The following is a 14,784-nucleotide window of genomic DNA, read 5'->3' as shown; positions in this document are numbered from 1 at the left end:
CTTCTTCTGGTAGGTCTTGCTCACAGCGGTCCCCTTCCTTCTTCGGTGTACTTGGCGGTTCACCAGAGGACCTACCACTCGGCAGGCCTCAGGCGGGGGACCGCCACCTTCAAGTTCTACGACCGCCGGGACAACCTCGCCGGCCACGAACTCTTTGCCGCGGCGCTCGTTGCACAAGTCCCGCAACCGGTCGTCACGGCCTACCTCACGGTCGCGCTGGCGGCTCACGACGCAACCACCACTGATCCAGGGAAGGTCGACAGCGAGGGCAACCTGGTCCCTGGTGGACTCTCGCGCGAGCTTTATCAACTCGCACAAGAAGCCGCGACCCTAATGGCTGCAACCATCTGGCGTCCTAGGCGGTCGTGGTTTCAGATGCGCCGCAACGTCCTGAGAATCTATGCGCGATTCTCCAAGCTTGAGCCGGAAGCTGGCCGCGACGAGACGCCAGCCAGTCGGACCGCGCACTTCAATCCATGGAACACCTCGGTATATATCGACTCCCCGAAATACGCCTAGTCCGCCTGCTTGGCCAGCCTCCGGTGCACACCACCACCCGTCACTCCGCTGGCCCAGAAATGGCCCACGACTGGCGAGCTTCGGCGAATCTCCGTGAGACACCGTGGTACAGGATCAACCGACCGTGTGGCTTGTTTCCGCTGGTCAATGGCGTGTTGTCGCAGGGTGAGAGAGGCGCGCCTGGAGGGACTCGAACCCCCGGCCCGCTGCTTAGAAGGCAGCCGCTCTATCCAACTGAGCTACAGGCGCGAGACCGATGGATAACGGGATCCAACAGTAGGGTAGTGCGCTTTGCCCGCCGCCCGCAGGCGCGTCCTGCGCGGCTGGGGATGGGCGGTTGACCAGCGGAGAGTGCGTCGCCGGCGGGATCGGTGCGTTGACAGCTCGATGATGCATCATGCATTATCGGATATCTTCGACCGGTTTCTATATACGGACGCGGCGGGGGAGTCCGGGACGGGGCTGAGCATGGGCAACGGAGCCTTCGGTCACGAACGAACAGGGCTGCCGGCAGGGCAGGTGGCCGGGCGCGGTCTGGTGGGGCGGCGTCAGCTGCTCCGTACGGTCACCACGGGGGCGGCGCTCGCCGCTGCGGCGCCGGTGGTGGCGGCGTGTGGTGGCGGCGACAGCTCGGAGCAGGAGCGGATCAGGTTCGCCTTCGCGCCTGATCCGTGCTGGGACTTCCTGAAGCGCAGGAACGTCATCGCGAAGTTCGAGCAGAAGTACGGCATCAGCATCGAGACGTCGTCGACCTGGGACGAGTTCGCGTACTTCGCCGGCGGGCACGGCGAGATCGTGTCGACGGCGACGTACGAGCTCCCGGTGCTGGAGGAGCGCACCGGCATCGAGACGGTGACGTTCGGCAAGTACAACCTGCTGCGGATCACGCCGGTGACGCGGAGTGGCAGCGGTTACGAGACGCTCGCCGACATCCCGAAGGGGTCGAAGATCGGCGTGCCGAGCGCGGTGTCGTCGACGCTCGTCTGGGCGATGTTCGCGAAGAAGCTGCACGACCTCGACTTCCGCACCGGTGGTGGCGACTTCAAGCTGGTCGTGGAAGACCACTTCGTGATGGCCGAGCACGTCGAGCGGGGTGAGCTCGAGGCGGCGCTCGTCATCCCCGAGGCCGCGATCGGCTTGCTGCGGAAGAAGAAGCTCGAGGTGATGTACGGCGGCAAGTTCCCGTGGCAGATCTACGGCGGCATCTGCGAGTGCCAGCACCGCGGTGTGATGGGCAACAACTTCACCGCCCGCGCCAAGTGGTTCGACAACCACCGCAGGGAGGCGGCGGCGTTCCTCGCGATCTGGGAGGAAGGCGTGCGGCTGTGGCGCAAGAACCAGGCGGAGATCATCAGGACGTTCCCGCAGCACTTCTCCGTGGAGGGTGACGCCGACGTCAAGGCGATGCAGGAGTACATGAAGGAGCACGACTGGTTCGTCGACTCGGTGTACCTCGACGAGTCGTGGATCGAACGTGAGAAGGGCCTGTACTCCTCGATGAAGGAGACCGGCTTCATGAAGAAGAACACGCCGACGCCGCGGTTCGAGGTAGTCAAGCCCCGCGAGGCTGAGCAGTGACGGCAGCTGCGACGACCGGGCGAGCAGCTGGCGTGCTGCAGCGCCGGTGGTTCTGGCGGGTCGCGGGATACGTGACGTTCCTCGCGGTCTGGCAGTTCATCTCGTCCGTACTTGTGGACGACTTCATCGTGCCGCCACCGCTCGCAATCGTCACGGAGATAGGCGACATCGTCGCGTCGAACCTGCTCTTCCGGCACTTCGCGGCGACGCTCGGCACGATCGCCGTGGGCTTCGGCATCGCGTTCCTGCTCGGCACGCTGATGGGGTTGGCGATGGGACGCAGCCGTTGGTGGGACGGGCTGCTCGGCGACTGGGTGATGGGCACGATGACCACACCCGGCCTGGTGTTCGCGCTCGTGACCGCCATGATCTTCGGCCTTGGGCCAGGTGGCCCGATCTGCGCCGTCGTGATCACGTCGTTCTCGTACGTCGCGGTGAACGTCGTGGAAGGCGTGCGGGCCGTGCCCAAGGACCTGGTCGACATGGCGCGTGCGTTCGACCGCTCGCGCTGGCAGATCGTGCGCCACGTCTACCTGCCAGCTCTCGGGCCCTACCTGGTGACGGCCGGGCGGTACGGCTTCTCCATCGCGTGGAAGATCGCCACGCTCACCGAGGTGATCGTGGGAACCGCGGGCATCGGCTTCATGATGCGCCGCGAGTTCCAGGAGTTCTCGATGGCCGGCTTCCTCGCCTGGGTGCTGCTGTTCTTCGCGTTCGCGCTCTTCCTCGAACGGGTCGTGCTACAGCGGCAGATCAAGCGGATGTTCAAGTGGCGGCCCGAGGTGGCGCGATGACCGTACGTGCCAGCGGGCGGACAGGTCGTTCCTTCCTGGTACCGCAGCAGGTCCGCCGGATAGCCACGAGCCCACGCCTGGCCAGGGTGGGCTCGTGGCTGGCGGTGATCCTGGTCTGGCAGCTCGCGGTCCCTTTCCTGCCAACCGATCTCGTGCCGAGCCCGGTCGAGGTCGGCCGGTTCATGGTCGCGGAGCTCGCCGGCGACACGCTGACGCCGCATACCGTGTACGCGTCGTTCGGGCTGAGTTTCCTGCGCCTGACCGTCGGTCTGCTGATCGCGTTCGTGATCGGGATACCCGTCGGACTGTTGATGGGCATGGTCAAGCGGGCCGAGTGGTTCCTGCACGACTTCGTCGTGGTCGGTCTCGCCATGCCGTCGCTGGTGTGGGCGCTCATCGCCGCGATGTGGTTCGGGTTCGGACACCTGGCGTCGGTGGTGACGGTCGTGCTCGCCGCCGTCACGTTCGTGGTCCTGAACATCGCCGAAGGCGTACGGAACGTGCCGAAGGACCTGCTCGACATGGCGACCGCCTACGGGGTCAGCCGCTGGCACGTCATCCGGCACGTGATCTTTCCTTCGCTCATGCCGTTCTTCTTCGCGGCGCTGCGGTACGGCCTCGCGAACGCGTGGAAGGGCCTCGTGCTCGCCGAGGTGTACGCCTCGACCGCGGGCGCGGGCTGGGTGATCAAGTTCTGGTACGACGCGCACCGGGCGCAGGGCATCGTCGGTTACGCCTTCTTCTTCATCATCGTCGCGCTGCTGATCGAGCGCGGTGTGTTCGGCCGGTTGTCCAACTACGTCTTCCGCTGGCGGCCGGCGTTGCAGAGCGGGCCGGCCGACTCGTCGGTGACCAGCAAGCAGGGAGCGTGACATGGCTGCGGTAGAGGTAACGAACCTGCGCAAGGAGTTCGTCAGCGAGACGTCGAACGTGCTCGCGCTCGACGACGTGTCGTTCGGCATCGCCGGGCACGAGTTCGTCAGCATCGTCGGCCCGTCCGGCTGCGGCAAGTCGACGTTGCTCAACATCCTGTCCGGTATCGAGAGCGCGACGTCGGGGACGGTCGCCATCACAGAAGGCGAGCGACAGGCGAGGCTCGGCTACGTGTTCCAGGCCGCGCGGCTGCTGCCGTGGCGCACGGTCATCGACAACCTGATGTTCGTCCAGCGCGGCCGTGACGATGCCGTCCGCGACCGATGCATGACGTACCTCGACATGGTCGGCCTCGCGCACACGGCGAAGCAGTATCCCGGCCAGCTGTCCGGCGGCATGCAGCAACGGGTGGGGATCGCGCGGGCCTTCTCCATCGAGCCCGACCTGCTGCTGATGGACGAGCCGTTCAGCCATCTCGACGCGATCACCGGGCGGTCGCTGCGCCGTGAGCTGCACGACCTGTGGGACTCGACGAAGAAGACCATCATCTTCGTCACCCACGACGTCAGCGAAGCGGTCGAGCTGTCCACGCGGATCCTGCTGTTCGCGAAGGGCGGCCACCTGCGCGAGGACATGCAGGTCGACCTGCCGTTCCCGCGCGACGGGTCGTCCGACCGCGTCGCGCTCGCCAAGGCCGACATCCTGCGCACCTTCGAGACGCTCGACCTCGTGGCGAGCTGACACCGGAAGAGAAAGGGAAACGAATGGGGCACGTGAAGTTCGACAACCTGGACAACGTGGTGGCCGGGCACTACTCGAAGGCGAAAGGCCCGGTGCTGCGCAGCGACAAGCAGGAGGTGACGCGCGTGACCTTCGCCAAGGGCGAGGGTGCGGCGATGCACCACCACCCGGAGGAGCAGACCTTCTACATCGTGAAGGGCAAGCTGCGGGTGTGGCTCGGTGACGACGAGCCGTACGACGTGGGCCCGGACGAGGCCAGCTTCCACCCGTCGAACGTGCCGCACGGCGTGGAGGCGCTCGAGGACACGCTGGCCATCAGCTTCAAGAACGTCGTCGACCCGACCGGTTACGCGCCGACCGGCTCGTTGACCTGACCGCCCTGGAGAAAGGACGCCCATGCCACTCATCAAGCTGGACGAGATGGAGAAGGAGTACGTCACACCGAAGTACTCCACCGCGTTCGGTGAGCTCGTCACCGGTAACCGCATCGAGGTCGGCCGGCTCGCGTTCGAGCCGGGCGAAGGCGCGGTGGCGCATTCGCATCCGCAGGAACAGGTGATGTACGTGATCTCCGGCCGGCTGGCCGTGGAGTTCCCCGACGAGACGGGCGAGCTCGGGCCTGGCGAGGCGTTCCACGCGCCGGCGAACGTCTGGCACAAGGTGACGGCGCTGGAGTCCACCGTCGTGATCAGCTGCAAGGACGTCGTCGACGGCGTCGGGCACAAGGTCGCTCCGGGGGAGACCGACCGCCTCGACGAGCTGGGCAAGAAGCAGTAGCTGCTCGTACTTCGGGTACGGGGACCGCGGCCGGGGCGACGCGCTGGCCGGCGGTACCCGGCGGTTTGAGCTGCCCGCTGATCTTGACACCTGACATTTAACATTGTGCAATATCGATGAGTCTGAGCCACGTGCCGCTAGCTGGGAGCCGCCGATGAAGGCCGTCTTCGCCACCGGTGACCAGGCCGTGGCCGTCGCCGACCACGCCGGGCCGAGCGCGTCCGGCAAGGCCGTGGTGCGCGTCGACCGGGTGGGCCTGTGCGGTACGGACGTGAAGATCGTGCACGGGTCGATCCCCGTCACGCCGCCGCGGGTGATCGGGCACGAGGTGGTTGGGCACGTGGTCACGGCAGGCCCCACGGGAGTGCCGGCCGAGGGCGCGCGGGTGCTCGTCGACCCCGGGGTGGCCTGCGGCCGGTGCGCGGTGTGCCTGGCCGACCGCACGCACCTGTGCCCGAACGGCGCGCTGCTCGGGCGGGACGAGGACGGCGGTGCGACGGAGTACCTCGCGGTGGCCGAGTCGCAGCTGCACGTCCTGCCGGCGGACGTCGGCGACGACGACGCGACGCTGCTACAGGTGCTGGCCACCTGCCTGCACGCGCAGGAGTGCGTCACGGTGCAGGCCGGCCAGACGGCGGCGGTGGTGGGGCTCGGCGTCGCTGGCATGTTGCACCTGCAGCTGCTGCGGCTGCGCGGCGCGGGCCCGATCGTCGCCGTCACGACGTCGGCGTGGAAGCGGGACCTGGCCGTCGAGCTCGGCGCCACGGTCGCCGTGGGGCCGGACGAGGCAGAGGCGGCGGTGCGCGACGTCTCCGGCGGGCACGGTGTCGAGCTCGCCGTCGAGTGTGCGGGTACGCCGCACACGCTGCGGCAGTCGATGCTGCTCGCCGGTCCAGGCGGCGAGGTGCTCGTGTTCGGCACCACGTCGCCCGAGGCCGACGCGATGCCGACGTACCAGTGGTACTACAAGGAACTCACCATCAAGAACCCACGCGCCGCACGGCCGCGCGACTACGAACGGTCGGTGCAGCTGGGTGCGAGCGGCGCGCTGCAGCTCGGCCGGATGGTCACCGCGACCTACCCGCTGACCGACGCCGTCGCTGCGCTCGCCGCCTGCCACGACCCCAAGCAACTGAAGGTGGCGCTCACGGTCGGCTGAACCGCTGCTCGACGAGAACGGAAGTGACCGATGACGCAGGACATCTCGTGAGCTACGTACTGACCCAGGTGTTGAACGGGATCAGCCTCGGCGGTCTGCTGTTCTTCCTGGCCAGCGGGCTCACGCTCATCTTCGGCCTGATGCGCATCGTCAACCTCGCGCACGGCGGCTTCTACCTGATCGGCGGCTATCTCGGCTTCACCGTCGCGCGCGCCACCGACAGCTTCTGGCTGGCGATCATCGCCGCGGCGCTCGCCGTCGGGATCATCGGCGGACTGACCGAGCGGGTGCTGCTGCGCCGGTTGCGCGGCCAGGAGCTGCCCGAGGTGTTGCTGACCGTCGGCGTCGCCACGGTGCTCGGTGACATGTCGCTCGCGATCTGGGGTGGCGACCCGCGTACGGTGTCGCCGCCTGCCTACCTGGACGGGTCGCTGACCATCGGGTCGTTCACCTATCCACGCTTCCGGTTGTTCGTCACGGTGTTGGCCATCGTCGTCGGCCTCGCGCTGTACTTCCTGCAGCAACGCACGAGGATCGGCGCGATCGTCCGTGCGGGAGTGGACGACAGGGAGACGATCCAGGCGCTCGGCATAAACGTGAACCTGGTCTTCACCGGGGTGTTCATCGCCGGTGCGCTGCTGGCCGGGATGGCGGGCGTGATCGGCAGCGCGTTCCTCAGCCTGCTGCCTGGCGGCGACGTGGAGATCCTGCTGCTGAGCCTGGTGGTCGTCATCATCGGCGGGCTCGGCAGCCTGCCAGGCGCGGCGTTGGGGAGTCTCATCGTGGGGCTCATCAACGCGTTCGGCACGTCGGAGCTGCCGCAGCTGGCGTCCGTGATGATCTTCCTGCCGATGGCACTTGTGCTCATCCTGCGGCCGTCCGGTCTGCTCGGGCGGCCGGAATGACGGCGCTGCGGCTGCTCACCCCGACCCGCGCAGTGCAGCTTGGGCTGCTCGCCGTTGCCATCGTCGCCGGCCTCGCCGTGCCGTACGTCGTCGGCCCGTTCCTGCTCGCGACCGCCACGCTTGCGCTCATCTACGGACTGTTCGCGATGAGCATCAACCTGCTGGCCGGCTACGCCGGGCTGCTCACCCTCGGCCAGGCCGGGATCATGGCGATGTCCGCGTACGGCGTCGCGTACGTCGCCGTGCGAATGAACGGCGGCTACCTGCAGCAGATCGTCACGGGGATGGTGGTGGCGCTGCTCGCCAGCCTGCTCTTCGGGCTGATGGCCATGCGGACCAGCCGGGTGTACTTCCTCATGGTCACGCTCGCCCAGGGGATGATCGTCTACGGTCTGGCGCACAGCTTGGCGGCGGTGACCGGCGCGGAGAACGGGCTCACCGGTGTGTACCGGCCGTCCGTCGTCGTCGAGGACTGGAAGTACTACTACGCCTGCCTGGCCGTCGTGGTGGTGTGCGCCGCCCTGATGTGGGTGATCGTCAGGTCGCCGTTCGGGCTCGCGCTGCGCGGGCTGCGGGAGAGCACCAGCCGGGCACGGATGCTCGGCTACGACGTCGCGCTCAACCGGCTCTACGGGTTTCTGCTCGCGGGGTTATTCGCCGGCGTCGCCGGCGTGCTCTTCGCCTACAACAACGAGTTCGTCAGCCCCGCGGTGGCGGAGTTCAACACGTCCGCACAGGCCATCCTGATGATCATCCTGGGTGGTGTCGGCACGCTCTCCGGGCCGTTGTTCGGTGCGTTCGTCATCGTGTTCGTGCAGAACGTGTTGAGCACAGAGATCGACCGCTGGCCGACCGTCATGGGCCTCATCTTCATCGTGATGGTGCTCTTCGCCCGCAGCGGTTTCGTCGGCGGGGTCAGCAAGCTCTGGCAGAAGCTGCTCGCGCGACGACGGCGGGAGGACGCCTCGTGAGCGCCGACGGGCAGGTGCCGGCGCTCGCGCTGGACGCCGTGACCATGCGGTTCGGCGGGTTGACCGCCGTGGCCGGCGTCTCGCTGCAGGTCGCCACCGGTGAGCGCTGGGCGGTCATCGGCCCGAACGGCGCGGGCAAGACGACCCTGTTCAAGACCATCACCGGGGAGTGCATCCCCACGTCGGGCAGCGTGCGGCTGTTCGGGCGCGACGTCACGCGGCTGCCGCCGAACCGCCGCGCGCGTACGGGTCTCGGCCGCACGTACCAGGTCACGAACGTCATGCCAGGGCTCACCGTGCGGGAGAACTTGGCGGTGGCGATCGGCGCGCTCGACCGGTCGCGCTGGCGCTGTTGGTGGCCATTGCGGATGAACGGTGCGCTGGGGGAGCGCATCGACAGGACGCTCGAACAGGTGGACCTGGCCGCACGGGGCGACCGGCTCGCCGGTGAGCTGTCGCACGGCGAGCAACGACAGCTCGAGCTCGCGCTCGGCCTGGCCGGCGAGCCGAGGCTGCTGTTGCTCGACGAGCCTGCCGCCGGGCTGTCCGCATCGGAGCGGGTGCTGATGCGCGCGTTGATCGAACGCCTTCCTGGCGAGCTGTCCATCGTGCTGATCGAGCACGACATGACGTTGGCGCTCGACCTGGTCGGGCGGGTGCTGTGCATGGAGAACGGCACGCCGATCGCCGAGGGCACCCCCGACGAGATCAGGGCCGACGAACAGGTACAGGCGATCTACCTGAGGAGCGAGTGAGCCGATGAGCGTCCTCAGCGTGACCGGCGTGCACTGTCGGTACGGTGCGGCGGAGATACTCCGCGGCGTCGACGTCGAGGTCGGCGCCGGCGAGGTCGTCGCCCTGCTCGGCCGCAACGGTATGGGCAAGACGAGCTTGGTCAGGACCATCATGGGGATGCGGCCGCCGCAGCTCAGCGGCGGCGAGGTGACGTGGGACGGCCGCAACCTCGCCGGCCTGCCCAGCCATGCGATAGCGCGGCACGGCATCAGTGTCGTGCCGCAGGGCAGGCACGTCTTCGGCAGCCTCTCGGTGCGCGAGAACCTCACCGTGGCCGCACGCAACGGCAACGGCGACGTCTGGACGATGGAGCGCGTCCTCGACTTCTTCCCGCGGTTGCAGGAACGCATCGACAACGCGGGGAGCAACCTCTCCGGCGGCGAGCAACAGATGCTCGCCATCGGCCGGGCACTGATGACGAACCCCAGGCTCGTCCTGATGGACGAGCCCTCTGAGGGGCTCGCGCCCATCGTGGTCGGCCAGATCAGGGAACGGATCGAGTCGTTGAAGGGCGGCCGGCTCACCATCCTGCTCGTGGAACAGAACCTGGGCCTGGCCATGCGGGTCGCCGACCGCGTCTACATCCTCGGCGAGCACGGCGCGATCGTCTGGCACGGCACTCCGGCCGAGCTCGACGCGGACAGTGCCACAAAGAAGAACCACCTCGGTGTGTAAGGACAACAGATGAGACATCGGATGCGAGCCCTGGCAGCGACGGCGGCCGTCGCACTCGTCGCAGTGGCGTGTGCACCTCCGGACCCGGGTGGCAACACCGGCGGCGACGACGACACCGTGACCATCGGGTTCCTGCGCCCGGCCACCGGACCCAACGCGGCGCCCGGCAGGGACATGGAACGCGGCTGGAAGCTGTACTGGAAGGAACACGGCGAGAAGGTCGCAGGCAAGCAGGTGAAGACCGTCATGGAGGACACCGCGGGCAACCCGTCCATCGGGCTGAACAAGGCCCGTGAGCTGATGACCAACTCCGAAGCCGACATCATCGTCGGGCCGATGCTGGCCAACGTCGGCCTTGCCGTGGCGGACGCGGTAAACCGCGAGAAGGTGCCGATGGTCGTGCCCATCGTGTCGGCGGACGACCTCACCCAACGCAAGCCGTTGCCGTACGTCGTGCGCATGGCAGGTTGGTCGAGCAGCCAGACGACCCATCCGCTCGGTGAGTACGCCGCGGTCGACCGCAAGTACAAGACCGCCGTGACGATGTGCAGCGACTACGCCTTCGGCCACGAGAGCTGCGGCGGGTTCACCAACACCTTCACCGACGAGGGTGGCAAGATCCGCAAGAAGCTGTGGAACCCGTTGGGAACACAGGAGTTCGGGACGTACATGGCGCAGATCAAGCAGGCCAAGCCCGATGTCGTGTTCACCGAACAGGTCGGCGTCGACAGCGTGCGGTTCGTCAAGGCGTGGAACGAGTTCGGCATGAACAAGACGGGCATCGAGCTGCTGACCAACGAGACGGTGGTCGACCAGGCGGCACTGCGCAGCATCGGTGAGGGTGCGCTCGGTATCACCTCCGTGGGCCACTTCGCCGACGGTCGCGAGACACCGGACACGAAGAAGTTCGTGGACGCGTACAACGGCGAGTACGACGAGTTCCCCTCGTACTACGCGGCGGGCATGTACACCGCCGCGCGCGGCGTCACGAAGGCGCTCGAGGACCTCGACGGCGACACGTCGGACCGCAAGAAGGTCGTGGACACGCTGAAGGACGTGCAGCTGGACGAGACACCGTTCGGCCCTGAGTACCTCGACGAACAGGGCAACCCGGTGTTCAACGTGTACATCCGCGAGGTGCAGAAGCGCCGCGGCGAGGTGATGAACGTGCCGGTGAAGACGTACAAGGAGGTCGGCCAGTTCTGGAAGTACCCGGAGGAAGAGTTCCTCGACCACCCGGTCTACAGCAAGGAGTACCAGGGCGAAGGCAGGTGGCCACAGCCGACCGAGTAGCTACGACGTGGGGATGCCGGCGGCCTGCGCGAGGACGGCGTAGACCGCCGCCGCATCCTGGCGTTCCCTGCCCTGTGCCAGCGCCGCGAAGTGCACCTGGGCCGCGGACGCGAGTACCGGCACCGGGCAGTCGAGCGACGCCGCGAACGCCTGGATCAGCGAGAGGTCCTTACGGAAGATGGCCAGGTCCGCGGACGGCTCGTCCCACGACTCCTCGACCATCACCGGTCCACGCACCTCGAGCATCCGGGAGTTGCCCGCGCCCTGGGTGAGGGCTTCCAAGGCCATCTCCTGGTCGACGCCCGCCTTCTTGGCGAGCACCAGGGCTTCCGCCGCGGCCACGTTGTGCACGGCGACGAGCAGGTTGGCGAGGAACTTCAGCTTGCTGCCCGCGCCGAACTCGCCGACGTAACGGTGGGTGCGGGTGAACCCGGAGAGCACCGGCGTCAGCCGGTCGTAAGCGGCGCGGTCGCCGCTGACGTAGACGACGATGTCGCGGTTGCGTGCCTGGCTGCCGGTGCCGCTCACCGGGCAGTCGAGCAGCTGGCCGCCGGCCTGCTCGACGAGCTCGGCCGCCCGGGTCTTCACCTCGATGGCGAGCGTGCTCGTCTCCATCACGAGTGCGCCGGTGGCGGCGATCTCGGCAGCGACGTCGAGCAGTGCGGCGCCGCTGTCGAGCGACGTGATGACGACGTCGGCGCGCTCGCCGACCGCGCCGACGGACGCTGCCGGTGTGCCGCCGCCGTCGGTGAACGCGCGCAGCCGCGCCTCGTCGATGTCGTAGCCGACCACGGCATGACCGTCGTGCATCAGGTTGGTGGCGAACGCCGAGCCCATGTTGCCCAGCCCGACGACACCCACGGTGTCACCCATCGTGCACCTCTTCCCGGTTGCCTACGTGCGTGGCGACCACGCCGTTGTCGCCGTCGACCGCGGCGATGCCGCCCGCGCGCGCGGTACGGACGAGTGACTCGTCGACGCCGCAGCCGACGACTGCTGGCAGGTTGAGCGATCTGGCGACCTCGACCAGGTGCGCGGCCGGGCTGCCGCCGAACGTGATCAGGCCGCTCGCGTCCCACAGCAACGGAGCCAGGTGCGGTAACGGTCGCGGCGCGACGAGCACCGCCCTCGCCGGGGTGCCGCCGGCACCCTTCGGCGCCGCCGAAGGGACGCCGTCGACGTAGACCAGCGGACCGGCGCCGATGCCCGGCGCCGCCGGCGTGCCGCGGACCTGCTCGCCGTGCGCCATGACGGACGCGTACGCGAGCGGCTCCGCCCGCAACCGGTCGCCGCGGCTCGTGGCGCGCTGCATCAGCTCGTGCGCGGCATGCGGCGACTCGACCTCGGCGGCGGGCAGTTCGAGCGGCTCGGCCGCCGGTTCTGTGGCGGCCGTGCACTGCAGCAGGTGCAGTCGGCCGTCCACCGACGCCCACTCGATCCGGTCGTCGCCGAGCCGGTCACGTACGTCGACGGCGAGGTCGGCGACCGCGTGCAGCAGCTCGGCGTCGAACGGCCACTGCGCCGCCTGCACGGCGCCGTCCGACGTGCGGCGGGCCAGCTGCCCCGGGTCCCACCCGTGCAGCAGTGGCACCGGGTCGCCGGCGACCGCCACCACGGTGACCGTGCCGTCGGGTGCGACATCCGCGGTGCCGCCGTGCGTCGGCCGCAGCCGCGGCTGCACGAGCACCGCCAGGCGAGGTTCCGCACCGCCGAGACGGGCGCTGCGCTCCAGCGCGTCCCTGCCGAGCGCGGACGCCCAGACACCGCGTACGGCGGTGAGGACGTGGTCAGGCGCGACGTCCAGGTAGGACGTGAACGCGCCCGACCAGTTGCCGGTGCCCTCCCACGGCGACGACGAGCGAACCACGACTGGGTCGCCGAGCGCCCGTGCCTGCGCGGGCAGCTCGGCCAGGTCGCTGGTGTCGGCGTCCATCACCGCGAGCTGGCCGCCGTGCGCGCCGGCGGACGGCACCAGCGCGAAGCCGTCGTGCAACGGCTGTGCGCTGCGGGATGCCGGCACCACGCGGCCGGGCAGCACCGGCATCCCGAGGGCAAGCGCCTGCGCGAGACGCGCCGCCTTCGCGCCGGCCACCGAAGGGTCCGCGCACGCGGGGTCGGTCAGCGGCAGAGTGGTCACGGTGACCGCGCCTCAGCCGGCGACCGTGATCTGCTGCACGGGGAAGGTGGAGATGAGCTCCGTCCGGTCCTCGTGCACGATGAGCATCTCCTCGATCCGGACGCCGAACTCGTGCACCTTGCCGTGCTGCGTCTCCAGCGCGAACACCATGCCCGGCTCGATCTCCTGCGGGTGGTCGAGCGACCAGATCCGCGACGTGACCGGCATGTCGTACTGGGCGAGACCGAGGCCGTGCCCCCACAGGTTCGCGGCCGCCTGGTCCTCGTCCTCGTAGCCCCACGTCTCCATCGCCGACGGCCACTTCTCCGCGATGTCCTTGGTGGTCGCACCCGGGCGCACGGCCTCGATCGAGTCGTAGAGCCACTTCAGCGCGGTGTCGTAGTAGCGCCGCTGCTCGTCGGTCGGCTGGCCGCCCACGCAGTACGTGCGGTAGTAGCACGACTTGAAGCCGTTCCAGGTGAGCGCGGCCAGGTCGATGATGACGATCTCGCCCGGCAGGATGATGCGGTCGGAGAAGTTGCGCCAGTTCGGCCACGCGTTCGGCCCGGACGACACGATGATGTCCTCGACGTCCTCCATCCCGGGGATGTCGTAGAGGTACTTCATGCCGAAGGCCGTCACCTGGTTCTCCGTCAGGCCCGGCTTGAGGAACTTCGAGAACTCGTAGTGCAGGACGTCACCGATGGCGCCGACGACCCGCATCGCCTCCTGCTCGTCCTTGTTCTTGACCGAGCGGGCCTCCATCATCGGCGTCATGCCGTCGGTCCAGGTGATGCCGGCGCGGTCGAACGCCTTGATCATGTTGATGTCGATGAAATCGACGCCTACCGGGTGGTCCTTGACGCCGGCCTCCTCGAGCGCCTCGAGCAGCGCGCGGGTGAACTTGTCCACCTGCATCTGCGAGGCCGGGCCCGCGGCGCCCTTGATCCACGAGAACGAGTGCCGGACGTTCTCCGCCGGCAGCCACGGCGAGTGCTTCTCGATGTGGATGCCGATGTCGCCCTGCTCGAACAGGATCGGCTCCCTGCCCTCGACGAGGACCGCGTAGCGCAACCCGGGCTTCAGCCTGTTCCACCCGGGCGTCAGCGTGGAGGTGATGTAACGGACGTTCTCGTCGTACATGCACAGCACCGCGCCAAGGCCGTGCCGCTGCATGGCGTCGCGCGCGCGGGCGAGCCGGAACTCGCGCATCCGGGACCAGTTGATCCGCTCCTGCCAGTCCATGCTGACGCTGCCGAAAGAAGCCATCCGGTTCCTCCTCGAACCACCGCTTGAATCACCAGGCACCTACATCGTGCAATATATAAGATGTCAGGGTCTCGCACTAGAGCTCGGGTGGGTGCGAATCGGCGGCGTGATGAGATAATAACGACTTTGCATGATGTCTGTTGACGACCTAGGACTGGCCATGTCTGAGTGCTCCCTCCTCGATTTCTCGCAGCCGCGGCGTACGGCGCATCAGTTTGTGCGGGAGACGTTGCGTCGGGCGATTTTGTCGGGGGCGTTGGTGGGGGGTTCGCGGTTGGTGCAGGCGGATTTGGCGGGGCAGTTGGGGGTGTCGACGACG

15 protein-coding genes, 1 tRNA gene and 1 pseudogene are annotated in these 14,784 nt (G+C 68.1%); 13 read left to right on the top strand and 4 right to left on the bottom strand.

Going from position 1 to position 14,784, the window contains the following annotated elements:
* Positions 1–45: 45 nt before the first annotated feature.
* The gene (locus GEV07_28250; GenBank protein ID MQA06443.1) at positions 46–519 is read left to right on the top strand and encodes a hypothetical protein; all 474 of its coding nucleotides are present in this window, start codon (positions 46–48) and stop codon (positions 517–519) included.
* A gap of 175 nt (positions 520–694) precedes the next feature.
* Here GEV07_28250 and GEV07_28245 read toward each other — a convergent pair.
* A tRNA-Arg gene (locus GEV07_28245) sits at positions 695–768 on the bottom strand.
* Between the two features lie 219 nt (positions 769–987).
* On the opposite strand from GEV07_28245, the gene GEV07_28240 reads away from it, so the two are divergent.
* From GEV07_28240 to GEV07_28190, 11 genes and pseudogenes are all read left to right on the top strand, one after another.
* A complete protein-coding gene (locus GEV07_28240; protein ID MQA06442.1) occupies positions 988–2,097 on the top strand; it encodes an ABC transporter substrate-binding protein in 1,110 nt (369 codons plus the stop codon).
* A 32-nt stretch (positions 2,098–2,129) separates the two neighbouring features.
* On the top strand, positions 2,130–2,891 hold the full coding sequence (locus GEV07_28235) for an ABC transporter permease subunit (GenBank protein MQA06441.1): 762 nt from the start codon (positions 2,130–2,132) through the stop codon (positions 2,889–2,891).
* On the top strand, positions 2,888–3,763 hold the full coding sequence (locus tag GEV07_28230) for an ABC transporter permease subunit (GenBank protein ID MQA06440.1): 876 nt from the start codon (positions 2,888–2,890) through the stop codon (positions 3,761–3,763). The genes GEV07_28235 and GEV07_28230 overlap by 4 nt, the downstream gene beginning before the upstream one ends.
* A gap of 1 nt (position 3,764) precedes the next feature.
* Positions 3,765–4,505, top strand: a complete 741-nt coding sequence (locus tag GEV07_28225; protein MQA06439.1) for an ATP-binding cassette domain-containing protein — start codon at positions 3,765–3,767, stop codon at positions 4,503–4,505.
* A gap of 23 nt (positions 4,506–4,528) precedes the next feature.
* The gene (locus tag GEV07_28220) at positions 4,529–4,879 is read left to right on the top strand and encodes a cupin domain-containing protein (GenBank protein MQA06438.1); all 351 of its coding nucleotides are present in this window, start codon (positions 4,529–4,531) and stop codon (positions 4,877–4,879) included.
* A gap of 22 nt (positions 4,880–4,901) precedes the next feature.
* On the top strand, positions 4,902–5,282 hold the full coding sequence (locus tag GEV07_28215) for a cupin domain-containing protein (protein MQA06437.1): 381 nt from the start codon (positions 4,902–4,904) through the stop codon (positions 5,280–5,282).
* Between the two features lie 154 nt (positions 5,283–5,436).
* The gene (locus GEV07_28210; protein ID MQA06436.1) at positions 5,437–6,441 is read left to right on the top strand and encodes an alcohol dehydrogenase catalytic domain-containing protein; all 1,005 of its coding nucleotides are present in this window, start codon (positions 5,437–5,439) and stop codon (positions 6,439–6,441) included.
* Positions 6,240–7,346 carry a branched-chain amino acid ABC transporter permease gene (locus GEV07_28205; protein MQA06435.1) on the top strand — a complete coding sequence of 369 codons (1,107 nt, stop codon included), beginning with the start codon at positions 6,240–6,242 and terminating at the stop codon, positions 7,344–7,346. Before GEV07_28210 ends, GEV07_28205 begins: the two co-directional genes overlap by 202 nt.
* Entirely contained in the window at positions 7,343–8,317 is a 975-nt protein-coding gene (locus GEV07_28200) for a hypothetical protein (GenBank protein ID MQA06434.1), read from the top strand. Before GEV07_28205 ends, GEV07_28200 begins: the two co-directional genes overlap by 4 nt.
* A gap of 44 nt (positions 8,318–8,361) precedes the next feature.
* A pseudogene (locus GEV07_28195) lies at positions 8,362–9,787 on the top strand (ATP-binding cassette domain-containing protein).
* A gap of 9 nt (positions 9,788–9,796) precedes the next feature.
* Positions 9,797–11,080, top strand: coding sequence for an ABC transporter substrate-binding protein (locus GEV07_28190; GenBank protein ID MQA06433.1), 1,284 nt, complete (start codon positions 9,797–9,799; stop codon positions 11,078–11,080).
* Here GEV07_28190 and GEV07_28185 read toward each other — a convergent pair whose 3' ends face one another.
* Genes GEV07_28185 through GEV07_28175 form a run of 3 tightly spaced genes read right to left on the bottom strand, consistent with a single transcriptional unit; the run spans position 11,081 to position 14,465 of the window.
* On the bottom strand, positions 11,081–11,953 hold the full coding sequence (locus GEV07_28185; protein ID MQA06432.1) for an NAD-binding protein: 873 nt from the start codon (positions 11,951–11,953) through the stop codon (positions 11,081–11,083).
* Complete coding sequence (locus GEV07_28180; protein ID MQA06431.1) at positions 11,946–13,217, bottom strand: hypothetical protein; 1,272 nt, start codon at positions 13,215–13,217, stop codon at positions 11,946–11,948. The genes GEV07_28185 and GEV07_28180 overlap by 8 nt, the downstream gene beginning before the upstream one ends.
* Positions 13,218–13,229: 12 nt before the next feature.
* On the bottom strand, positions 13,230–14,465 hold the full coding sequence (locus GEV07_28175; GenBank protein ID MQA06430.1) for a M24 family metallopeptidase: 1,236 nt from the start codon (positions 14,463–14,465) through the stop codon (positions 13,230–13,232).
* Positions 14,466–14,625: 160 nt separating this feature from the next.
* On the opposite strand from GEV07_28175, the gene GEV07_28170 reads away from it, so the two are divergent.
* Positions 14,626–14,784: GntR family transcriptional regulator (locus tag GEV07_28170; GenBank protein ID MQA06429.1), on the top strand; the 159-nt coding region annotated here is incomplete at its 3' end.

This window comes from Streptosporangiales bacterium (assembly GCA_009379825.1).
GTDB lineage: Bacteria > Actinomycetota > Actinomycetes > Streptosporangiales > WHST01 > WHST01.
The sequence above is the reverse complement of the archived record's forward strand: the minus strand, read 5'-3'. Positions and strand labels throughout refer to the sequence as shown.

Excerpts from the sequence above, each read along its gene's own strand:
- GEV07_28240 (MQA06442.1), top strand. The coding sequence starts at position 988 with ATGGGCAACGGAGCCTTCGGTCACGAACGAACAGGGCTGCCGGCAGGG.
- GEV07_28230 (MQA06440.1), top strand. The coding sequence starts at position 2,888 with ATGACCGTACGTGCCAGCGGGCGGACAGGTCGTTCCTTCCTGGTACCG.
- GEV07_28225 (MQA06439.1), top strand. The coding sequence starts at position 3,765 with ATGGCTGCGGTAGAGGTAACGAACCTGCGCAAGGAGTTCGTCAGCGAG.
- GEV07_28220 (MQA06438.1), top strand. The coding sequence starts at position 4,529 with ATGGGGCACGTGAAGTTCGACAACCTGGACAACGTGGTGGCCGGGCAC.
- GEV07_28215 (MQA06437.1), top strand. The coding sequence starts at position 4,902 with ATGCCACTCATCAAGCTGGACGAGATGGAGAAGGAGTACGTCACACCG.
- GEV07_28210 (MQA06436.1), top strand. The coding sequence starts at position 5,437 with ATGAAGGCCGTCTTCGCCACCGGTGACCAGGCCGTGGCCGTCGCCGAC.
- GEV07_28200 (MQA06434.1), top strand. The coding sequence starts at position 7,343 with ATGACGGCGCTGCGGCTGCTCACCCCGACCCGCGCAGTGCAGCTTGGG.
- GEV07_28190 (MQA06433.1), top strand. The coding sequence starts at position 9,797 with ATGAGACATCGGATGCGAGCCCTGGCAGCGACGGCGGCCGTCGCACTC.
- GEV07_28185 (MQA06432.1), bottom strand. The coding sequence starts at position 11,953 with ATGGGTGACACCGTGGGTGTCGTCGGGCTGGGCAACATGGGCTCGGCG.
- GEV07_28175 (MQA06430.1), bottom strand. The coding sequence starts at position 14,465 with ATGGCTTCTTTCGGCAGCGTCAGCATGGACTGGCAGGAGCGGATCAAC.